Origin of the sequence: Nostocoides veronense (genome assembly GCF_039531185.1) — a bacterium.
GTDB classification, from domain to species: Bacteria; Actinomycetota; Actinomycetes; order Actinomycetales; family Dermatophilaceae; genus Nostocoides_A; species Nostocoides_A veronense.
The window spans coordinates 68,304-75,841 of record NZ_BAAAPO010000010.1 but is presented as its reverse complement, the minus strand read 5'-3'; the positions used below and the strand labels follow the sequence as shown (position 1 = coordinate 75,841).

The window sequence follows — 7,538 nt, the reverse complement described above, 5'->3', positions numbered from 1 at the left end:
GGGGCATTCTCATGTTCCGACGCGCCGGATCACCACACCGCGCCAAGTCGATCGGTGGATCGAGGCTTAGGAGGGGGAGGCAATGGCGTCTTGCATGGTGAACAATTGTTCGCTACAGTGAACGCATGTCCACGGGAAATAGATCGCTTGGGGCGGCTGTCGGGGCGTTGGTGCGCCTGCGCCGGGAGCAGCGCGGGCTCAGCGCCGCCGAGTTGGCGCGCCGCGCTGGTTTGTCGAAAGCCGCCCTCTCCGGTATCGAAGCCGGTGGCAATCCCACGCTCGACACCCTCGATGCCCTCGCCAATGCGCTGGCCATCCCGCTCGTCGACCTGCTCGATCTGCGTTCCGGCACCGACACCGTGGTCGTGCGCGCCGAGGGCATGGCGCCCGCCGAGAGTTCGCGCCGCCTGCTCCACCGCCTCGGCGGCGGCCACAGCCTGGAGTCGTGGCGCCTGCAGATGGTGCCCGGCGAGGAGTTCGCGGGGGTGCCGCACGCCGAAGGCACGGTCGAGCAGCTGCTCGTCCTGGAGGGCTCGCTAACCCTCACCGCCGGCACCGAGCCCCACGACCTCGCACCCGGAGACTTCGCCAGCTTCGCCGGGGACCGTGCGCATGCGTATGCCGCAGGCCCCCAGGGTGCCATCGCGCTGGTCCTGATCGCCTCGCCCCGCACCTGAAACCCGTTTCCACACAAGGAGATTCACCGATGTCTGCTGCTGGCTGGTTGGCCCTGCTCGTCACCTGGGCGATTGCCGTCGCTTCGCCTGGCCCGGACTTCGTCGCCGTGCTGCGCTCGGGTGCGGCCTATGGTCGGCGCGATGCGCTTCTCGTCGGTGCCGGCGTCGTGAGCGGCATCGCCTGCTGGATTCTGCTTGCTATCACCGGCATTGGCGCCGTGCTTGCCGCGCACGCTGGGCTGTATGTCGTGCTGCGCGTCGTCGGCGCGGTGGTCCTGTTGGGCTATGGCCTGGTCATCCTGTGGCACTCGCGCCAGGCCGCGGGCGCGACCGCGGCACCCCAGGAGCACGTGCGCCGCGCGCGGAGTGGGCTGGCGGCATACCGCCTCGGCCTCGCCACGAATCTGGCGAACCCGAAGGCTCTGGTCTTTTTCGGTGCCCTGCTTGCCAGCCTGCTGCCGCCGTCCCCGGACGCGGCGCTGCGACTCGAGGTCATGGTGGCCATGCTCTCGCTGGCCGCAGCCTGGTTCGCGCTGACCGCGCTCGCGACGAGCAGTGCGGTGGTGGTGCGGGCATACGACCGGGCCCGGACCGCGATCGACCGAGTGCTTGGCACGGTCTTCGTCGGCCTGGGCGCGACCCTGCTTGGCCATTCCTAGCCCGTGTTGCGCGAGCGTTGGCGGGGTCCCCGCGAAGTATTGGAGCGAGGGACGAGCGGAGAACTTCGTGGGGTTTCATAGCCCTCGACCGCGGCGGGGCGGGCTGGATAGCGTGATCCCTATGGACGGGCCAGGCTTCCACCAGGGCACGACGCTGCGCTTCCTCGCCGCGCCGACGGATGCCGGGCAATCCGGATCTGTCTCTGCCGGAAATGTTTTGGAGTGGATCGACAAGGCCGGGTATGCCGCGGTGGCCCGGTGGAGCGGGACCTACGCGGTCACGGCATATGTCGGGAATGTGCGCTTCACGCGCCCGGTCGAGGTCGGGCATCTCGTGGAGGTGCGAGCCGCTGTGGTGCGCACCGGGCGGACCTCGATGGATGTGATGGTCGAGGTCTTCAGCGGACCGCCGGCGACCGGTGAACTCGCGGCCTCGACGCACTGCCTCATGGTCTTCGTCTCGGTCGACGGCGATGGCCGCCCGAGCCCGGTGCCCGCGCTGGTGCCCAATGGCGAGGCCGAGCGGCTGCTGGCGGATTGGGCGAGTCGGCGGGCGGTCGTGCGACGCGAGATTGAGGAGGCGATGCAGGAGGTCGTCTTCTCCGAAGCCGGGACCGCGCCGCGGATCACCATGCGCTTCCTGGCCGCGCCGACCGATGTCAACTGGGGTGGCAAGGTGCACGGCGGCATCGTCATGCGGTGGATCGACGAGGCGTCGCACGTGCTCGCGACCTCATGGACCGGCGATGCTCACAATGTCGCGATCTTTACCGGCGGCGTCCGGTTCTATCGGCCGCTCCGGATCGGCCACTTGGTCGAAGTCGAAGCGCGGCTGCTGCATACCGGCCGCACGTCGATGCATATCGGTGTCCACGTCCGCTCCGGCGACCCAGCGACCGGGGAGATGGAGCTGACGACCTACTGCCGCACCGTTTTTGTGACGATTGACGAGGCGCGGAAGGCGGAACCGGTCACCCCCTGGCTCCCCGTCACGGACGAGGATCGTGCCTTGGACGCCCACGCCCTGGAACTGAGCGCCATCCGCGCCCGCCACGGCAACTAAGGCGAGGTTGTCGAGGTCCCGGACGTGTCACCGGCACCGGCCCGGTCCTCATACGTGCTGAGCCGGGCGACCGTCCGGCCGTCCATGGCCGGTAACGGCCTCACGAAGGGGGCAGCTCATGCCTGGCACGACCCACGACGACATCTCGGTGCGATTCCTCGAGTCCGGCGCGATCGACTTCGACCGCATCGGAGCCTTTGTCGCCTCACTCGGCGCCGACGCCCACAAGGACGACGGTCTCCACGGCGTGCTGTTCGGCAGCATCAACACTCTCGCGTGTGTCTTGCCGGCGGAGATGGCGCAGCGCATCATCCGGGGGCGGGACATCGCGCCCGTGCTTGAGGTGACTACCGAACAGTGACACCGATGTCCGCGAGGACCGCGACGCAGCGGCAGTTCGGCCAGAGTGAGGTGCCCACCTCGCTCTGGCCGGCTGCCGACCTGCAGCGCCGGGTCCGAAACGCCATCACCGTGGTCGCGGCGGCTGTGGCGGATTTCGGTGAGGCGGGCTACTCCTGCTCGGGGCGGCCCGCCTTGGGCTTCGGTCCCGAGAAGATCCTCGCCGAGGCGGCCATGCTCGCGTATGCCGCTTCCCGCGTCCCTGATGCCGACACCCATTCTGCGGCAATGGATTTGGCGCGCTCAATCGCGACGGCGGTCCGCACGCCGGAGGCGCTCGCGGACCTGGCGCTGCGGCCGCATCGCGTCTTCAAACGGGCCGTGCCACACGTTCTGCTGACGAAGATGGGCCTTCCGGACGACGAGTTCAATTCTCGCGCAAGGCCATTCGCTGATCGTGTGCTGTCGCACGCGCTGGATGAGCCCGGAACCGTTCTCGCGGAGCGGGATTGGGTGGCGCGCCTGTGGGCACTGACCACGCCAGCCAGCGGTGGGTGGAGCATGCTCTCCCGACCGCTCAATCTCGCGATTGATTCGCGCGAGGAGGCGTATGGCGTGACCCACCTGCTGATGTACGTCACCGACTTCGGCGCGCGGAGCGGGGTGGCCTGCCAACGACCCGTCGAGGAGATCGCCGCCGATGTCGAGGCGCTGCTGGTGCGCTCGCTCGATCGGGAGGATTACGACCTGTGCGCCGAGCTGCTCATGGGTTGGCCTGAATTGCGGATGGCGTGGACGCCGGGGGCGGGCTTCGCGTTCGCGGTGCTGGCCGAAGCGGAGGACCGGCATGGCGTTTTGCCCTGCGGCAACCTCAATGCCGTTGTGTTGGATTCGCTTGTGGGACAAGAACGTCGGCGCTATGCGCGGGCAATGTCCTATCACACGGCACTCGTGATGGGCATGCTCTGCGCCACGGCCGCGACCTACTCCGCGCCGCTGGCGACGTACCGGGCCGACCCGGGCGGTCTGCCTGCCCGGCCGCTCGGTGAGGTGAGGGAGTGGGGTGGGTGGCGGGCGGCATACGACCGGCTCGGGGAGGACCAGCGGCGTGAACTCGCTGGCCTGGTGAGCGATATCGACATCTCTCGCGCGCTGGGCGACCCGCCCAACGCCCGCGCCGTCCACGCGGCATTGCAACAAGCGCGGGTGGCCGGGCTCCCGCCCGGGCCGTGGCAGCGGGCGGCGGAGCAGTGGCTTGATCTCGTCGTGGCTGCCCTCGCGCGCTGACCGCGGACCACGCTCGCTGACGGACCGCTGGTTCGCTGCACTGCCGTGCATCACCATGATGCAGATATGATGCGCTCATGCGAACGACGGTGGATCTTCCTGAATCGGTGCATCGGCGCGCACGCGAGCTCGCCGCATCGCGCGGTCAGTCCCTGTCCGCGGTGATCGCGGAGTTGACAATCCGCGGCCTCGCGGCGTCCGGCGATCCGCTGATGGTCACCCCATCTGGCCACTCGCGGTTCCCGACGATCTCCCTGGGGGGCGGCCCGATCACGAGCGATGACGTTGCGGCCGCGTTGGACGACGAGTGACGACCTACCTCCTCGACGCCAACGTCCTCATTGCCTTGGCGGTGCAGGAGCATGTCCACCACGCGCGCTGCGATCGCTGGCTGGCCACTGTCGCGGGGTTCGCCACCTGCCCCATCACGCAAGGAGCCGTGGTGCGCTTCCTCCTGCGCTCCGGGGCCTCTCCGGCCGACGCCCGACGGTGGCTCGCCGCACTGGCAGAGGTTCCCGGCCACGATTTCTGGGCGGATGACCTAGCCTTCGATGCCGTCGACCTGACGCACGTGACTGGGCATCGCCAGGTCACCGATGCCTGTCTGCGCTCGTTGGCCCTCGCTCGCGGTGGCGTCCTGGCCACTCTTGACGAACAGCTGGCCGCACTGTCGGGAACTCTGCTCATCCCTGCCCTGCCCGCGTGACAGGGTGGTCGGATGGAGGGGAGCGGGCGGCATACGGTCGGGCTAATCGAGGTTGAGGATCTGCTCGATGTGGCGCGCCTGCGGGCGCACTGGTCGACCGGCGAAAACCATCGGCCCGCAACGGATTTCGTTGACTCCATGCGCGCTTGGTGGGCAGCCGAGAATCGGGTGGGCTGGCTGGCCCGTGTCGACGGGTATGCCGTGGGCATGGTGAATGCCGCGATCTTCACCCGGATGCCGAAGCCCGGGAGAGCCCCGCAACGCTGGATCTATGTCGCGAATGTGTGGGTCGATCCGGCGTTTCGGCGGCGCGGGATCGCCACGGACCTGATGGCGTATGCCGTGGCCTGGGCCCGCGCCGAAGGCATGGTCCGTATGGTCCTGGCGCCCAGCCCGATGTCGGTTTCGCTCTATGAGTCGGTCGGCATGCGCGCGGCGCACGACCTGATGCGCCTCGACCTCGACCCACCGACCTAGGGTCCGCGGGGTCAGCCGCGCAGGGCGGCGACCGCCTCGCGGAAGGCGGCTGTATGCCGATCAACATCCTCGGCGGTCGTGTCCGGACACATCAGGGCCATGTTGTGGAAGGGCGTCATCAGGATGCCCCTGTTGCACATGGCCAGGTGCATATAGGCGTCCAATTCGTCATCGGCCGCGGCGGCCGCTTCCTCGCCGGTGCGCGGGGCGGGGGAGACGAAGCGATACTCCGCCCGGGCGCCCAATTGCGCGATCGACCAGGGCAGCTCGAACTCCGCGAGTGATGCCTCGACCCCCTCGGTGAAGCGCGTCGCGAGCGCGATCATCCGCTCGAAGGCCTCCGGCGTCAGCACCTCGCCGAGCGTCGCGCGCATCGCCGCGAGCGAGAGCGCATTGCCGGCCAGGGTCCCGCCGACGCCGCCGACATCGATGATGTCGGCCTCTCCCGAGGACGTATGCCGCGTCACCGCTCCCGCGACCTCATCGCTCAATCCGTAAGCGCCACAAGGGATTCCACCGCCGATCGACTTGCCGATGACGAAGATGTCTGGCTCCAACCCCCACGCTGTCGTCGCGCCACCCCAGCCCGCCGAGAAGGTGTGGGTCTCATCGATCATCAGCAGCGCGCCATACCTCGTAGCCAACTCACGCAGCCCCGCCATGAAGCCCGGCTCGGGCAGCACGATGCCGATATTGGTCAGCGCTGGCTCGGTGAGGATCGCGGCGACATCCCCGTGCTGCAGGGCGGCCTCGACGGAGGCGAGGTCGTTCCACACCGCCGCCCGCGTCGTCAGATCCACCGGCACGGGCGGCGCAACATTGCCCGGCCGCGAAACCGTCGATCCGTCCGGCCCGGCGAGCGCGAAGGCCTCATCGACCGACCCGTGATAGCTGTAGCCGAAGACGAGAATCTTTGGCCGCCCGGTCGCCAGGCGAGCCAGCCGGATGGCCCAGCGGTTCGCATCGGTCGCCGACAGGCTGAAGCTCCACAGCGGCATACCGAAGCGCGCTGTCAGCTCGGCCCCGACCCACTGGGCGTCCGCGGTGGGGAGCATCGTCGTCGCGCCGCCCTGATCGGCATACCGCGTGGCCACCGCCTTGATCGTCGCCTCGGGGGAGTGCCCGGCCATCGCGGCGGTGTCGCCGAGGGCGAAATCCACATAGGTATGGCCGTCGACATCGGTGATCCGCGCCCCGCGGGCGTGGTCGAGATAGAGGGGGAAGCCGCCTGACCACTTGTTCATCCAGGTCATCGGGACGCGCCCGAAAAGGTTGCTCGCCCCGGCATACAGCTCCTGCGAGCGCGGGTTGGCGGCAGCATAGGCGGCCTGCGCCGCGGCGAGCAGGTCAGCGAGACGACGGCGATCCACGGCGGTCATGTCGGTCACCCTAGGGGGCGCCCTTCAGGCTGAACAGAGGGCCCCGTTCCGCGCGGGATAATCGACGCCTATGGCTCCCGCACCCACTCCCGACGGTCCGCCGCCCGCCCCCGTCGCCGCGCGCTATCGCATCCGGTATGCCCGCCGCGGCCGGCTGCGGTTCTCCTCGACCCGCGACTTCGCCCGCGCCCTCGAACGGGCGCTGCGCCGCGCGCAGGTGCCGATGGCCTTCTCCGCCGGCTTCCACCCGCACCCGAAGATTTCGTATGCCGGGGGCGCGCCGACCGGGATGAGTTCCGAGGCCGAGTATTTCGAGATCGGCACCACCCAGGCGCTGGACCCGGAGCGGCTGCGCGCGGACCTCGATGCGGCCCTCCCCGACGGCCTCGACATCGTGGAGGTTGTGCCCGCAGGTCCCGGTTCGCTGGCGGACCGCCTCGAGGTCAGCGAGTGGGTCATCGCCTTTCCCGAGATCGCGCCGGCCGACCTCGAGGCCGCGCTCGGTGACCTGCTCGCCCTGCCCGCCATCACCGTCACGCGGGTGCTGAAGAACGGCCCGCGCGAACTCGATGTGCAGGCCGCGATCGTGCGCGCCACGGCCGGTGAGCAGGAGGGGTATGCGATACTGCAACTGGTCGTTCGGCACACCACACCCGCCGTTCGCCCCGACGACATACTGACCGCCTTGCGCGAAACCATCGGGTTCGCGCCGGCCCGACCCCCACGGGTCACCCGGCTGGCGCAGGGACCATGGGACCCCGCGACCGGGCAGGTGGCCGATCCCCTGGCCGCCGACAAGGATGCCGCCGCCTCGAGCCGGTGACGCGCCCCGCGCGAACCGCACCGAGGAACGACACGACTTCCGCGTCGGTAACCAACCGAGGCGACAACAACCGCGTGGTATGCGGTGCGGGGCCGGCCAGTTGCCGGCCGGGTGTGGCTGTCCCGCAC

10 protein-coding genes are annotated in these 7,538 nt (G+C 69.3%); 9 read left to right on the top strand and 1 reads right to left on the bottom strand.

Going from position 1 to position 7,538, the window contains the following annotated elements:
• The first annotated feature begins 125 nt into the window (after positions 1 to 125).
• The 8 genes from ABD225_RS03410 to ABD225_RS03375 all read left to right on the top strand — a co-directional run bounded on the left by ABD225_RS03410 (position 126) and on the right by ABD225_RS03375 (position 5,208).
• Entirely contained in the window at positions 126 to 677 is a 552-nt protein-coding gene (locus tag ABD225_RS03410) for a helix-turn-helix domain-containing protein (RefSeq protein ID WP_344081302.1), read from the top strand.
• A 29-nt stretch (positions 678 to 706) separates the two neighbouring features.
• Complete coding sequence (locus ABD225_RS03405; protein ID WP_344081299.1) at positions 707 to 1,336, top strand: LysE family translocator; 630 nt, start codon at positions 707 to 709, stop codon at positions 1,334 to 1,336.
• A 121-nt stretch (positions 1,337 to 1,457) separates the two neighbouring features.
• Complete coding sequence (locus tag ABD225_RS03400; RefSeq protein ID WP_344081297.1) at positions 1,458 to 2,399, top strand: acyl-CoA thioesterase; 942 nt, start codon at positions 1,458 to 1,460, stop codon at positions 2,397 to 2,399.
• Positions 2,400 to 2,517: 118 nt separating this feature from the next.
• Positions 2,518 to 2,760 (top strand): hypothetical protein, encoded by a 243-nt coding sequence (locus ABD225_RS03395; RefSeq protein WP_344081295.1) that lies wholly within the window; start codon positions 2,518 to 2,520, stop codon positions 2,758 to 2,760.
• A 5-nt stretch (positions 2,761 to 2,765) separates the two neighbouring features.
• Positions 2,766 to 4,025, top strand: a complete 1,260-nt coding sequence (locus tag ABD225_RS03390) for a DUF6895 family protein (protein WP_344081292.1) — start codon at positions 2,766 to 2,768, stop codon at positions 4,023 to 4,025.
• A gap of 77 nt (positions 4,026 to 4,102) precedes the next feature.
• Positions 4,103 to 4,336, top strand: a complete 234-nt coding sequence (locus ABD225_RS03385) for a hypothetical protein (RefSeq protein WP_344081289.1) — start codon at positions 4,103 to 4,105, stop codon at positions 4,334 to 4,336.
• Entirely contained in the window at positions 4,333 to 4,731 is a 399-nt protein-coding gene (locus ABD225_RS03380) for a TA system VapC family ribonuclease toxin (protein WP_344081286.1), read from the top strand. The genes ABD225_RS03385 and ABD225_RS03380 overlap by 4 nt, the downstream gene beginning before the upstream one ends.
• Before the next feature lie 12 nt (positions 4,732 to 4,743).
• On the top strand, positions 4,744 to 5,208 hold the full coding sequence (locus tag ABD225_RS03375; RefSeq protein WP_344081283.1) for a GNAT family N-acetyltransferase: 465 nt from the start codon (positions 4,744 to 4,746) through the stop codon (positions 5,206 to 5,208).
• 11 nt (positions 5,209 to 5,219) lie between these two features.
• Here the strand turns inward: ABD225_RS03375 and ABD225_RS03370 are convergent, their stop codons facing one another.
• Positions 5,220 to 6,587: a transaminase gene (locus ABD225_RS03370; RefSeq protein ID WP_344081280.1), complete on the bottom strand. Its 1,368-nt coding sequence runs from the start codon at positions 6,585 to 6,587 to the stop codon at positions 5,220 to 5,222.
• Between the two features lie 70 nt (positions 6,588 to 6,657).
• Here ABD225_RS03370 and ABD225_RS03365 point away from each other — a divergent pair, with 70 nt between their 5' ends.
• On the top strand, positions 6,658 to 7,410 hold the full coding sequence (locus ABD225_RS03365) for a TIGR03936 family radical SAM-associated protein (RefSeq protein ID WP_344081277.1): 753 nt from the start codon (positions 6,658 to 6,660) through the stop codon (positions 7,408 to 7,410).
• Positions 7,411 to 7,538: the final 128 nt, after the last annotated feature.

Excerpts from the sequence above, each read along its gene's own strand:
- ABD225_RS03410 (WP_344081302.1), top strand. The coding sequence starts at position 126 with ATGTCCACGGGAAATAGATCGCTTGGGGCGGCTGTCGGGGCGTTGGTG.
- ABD225_RS03405 (WP_344081299.1), top strand. The coding sequence starts at position 707 with ATGTCTGCTGCTGGCTGGTTGGCCCTGCTCGTCACCTGGGCGATTGCC.
- ABD225_RS03400 (WP_344081297.1), top strand. The coding sequence starts at position 1,458 with ATGGACGGGCCAGGCTTCCACCAGGGCACGACGCTGCGCTTCCTCGCC.
- ABD225_RS03395 (WP_344081295.1), top strand. The coding sequence starts at position 2,518 with ATGCCTGGCACGACCCACGACGACATCTCGGTGCGATTCCTCGAGTCC.
- ABD225_RS03390 (WP_344081292.1), top strand. The coding sequence starts at position 2,766 with ATGTCCGCGAGGACCGCGACGCAGCGGCAGTTCGGCCAGAGTGAGGTG.
- ABD225_RS03385 (WP_344081289.1), top strand. The coding sequence starts at position 4,103 with ATGCGAACGACGGTGGATCTTCCTGAATCGGTGCATCGGCGCGCACGC.
- ABD225_RS03375 (WP_344081283.1), top strand. The coding sequence starts at position 4,744 with ATGGAGGGGAGCGGGCGGCATACGGTCGGGCTAATCGAGGTTGAGGAT.
- ABD225_RS03370 (WP_344081280.1), bottom strand. The coding sequence starts at position 6,587 with ATGACCGCCGTGGATCGCCGTCGTCTCGCTGACCTGCTCGCCGCGGCG.
- ABD225_RS03365 (WP_344081277.1), top strand. The coding sequence starts at position 6,658 with ATGGCTCCCGCACCCACTCCCGACGGTCCGCCGCCCGCCCCCGTCGCC.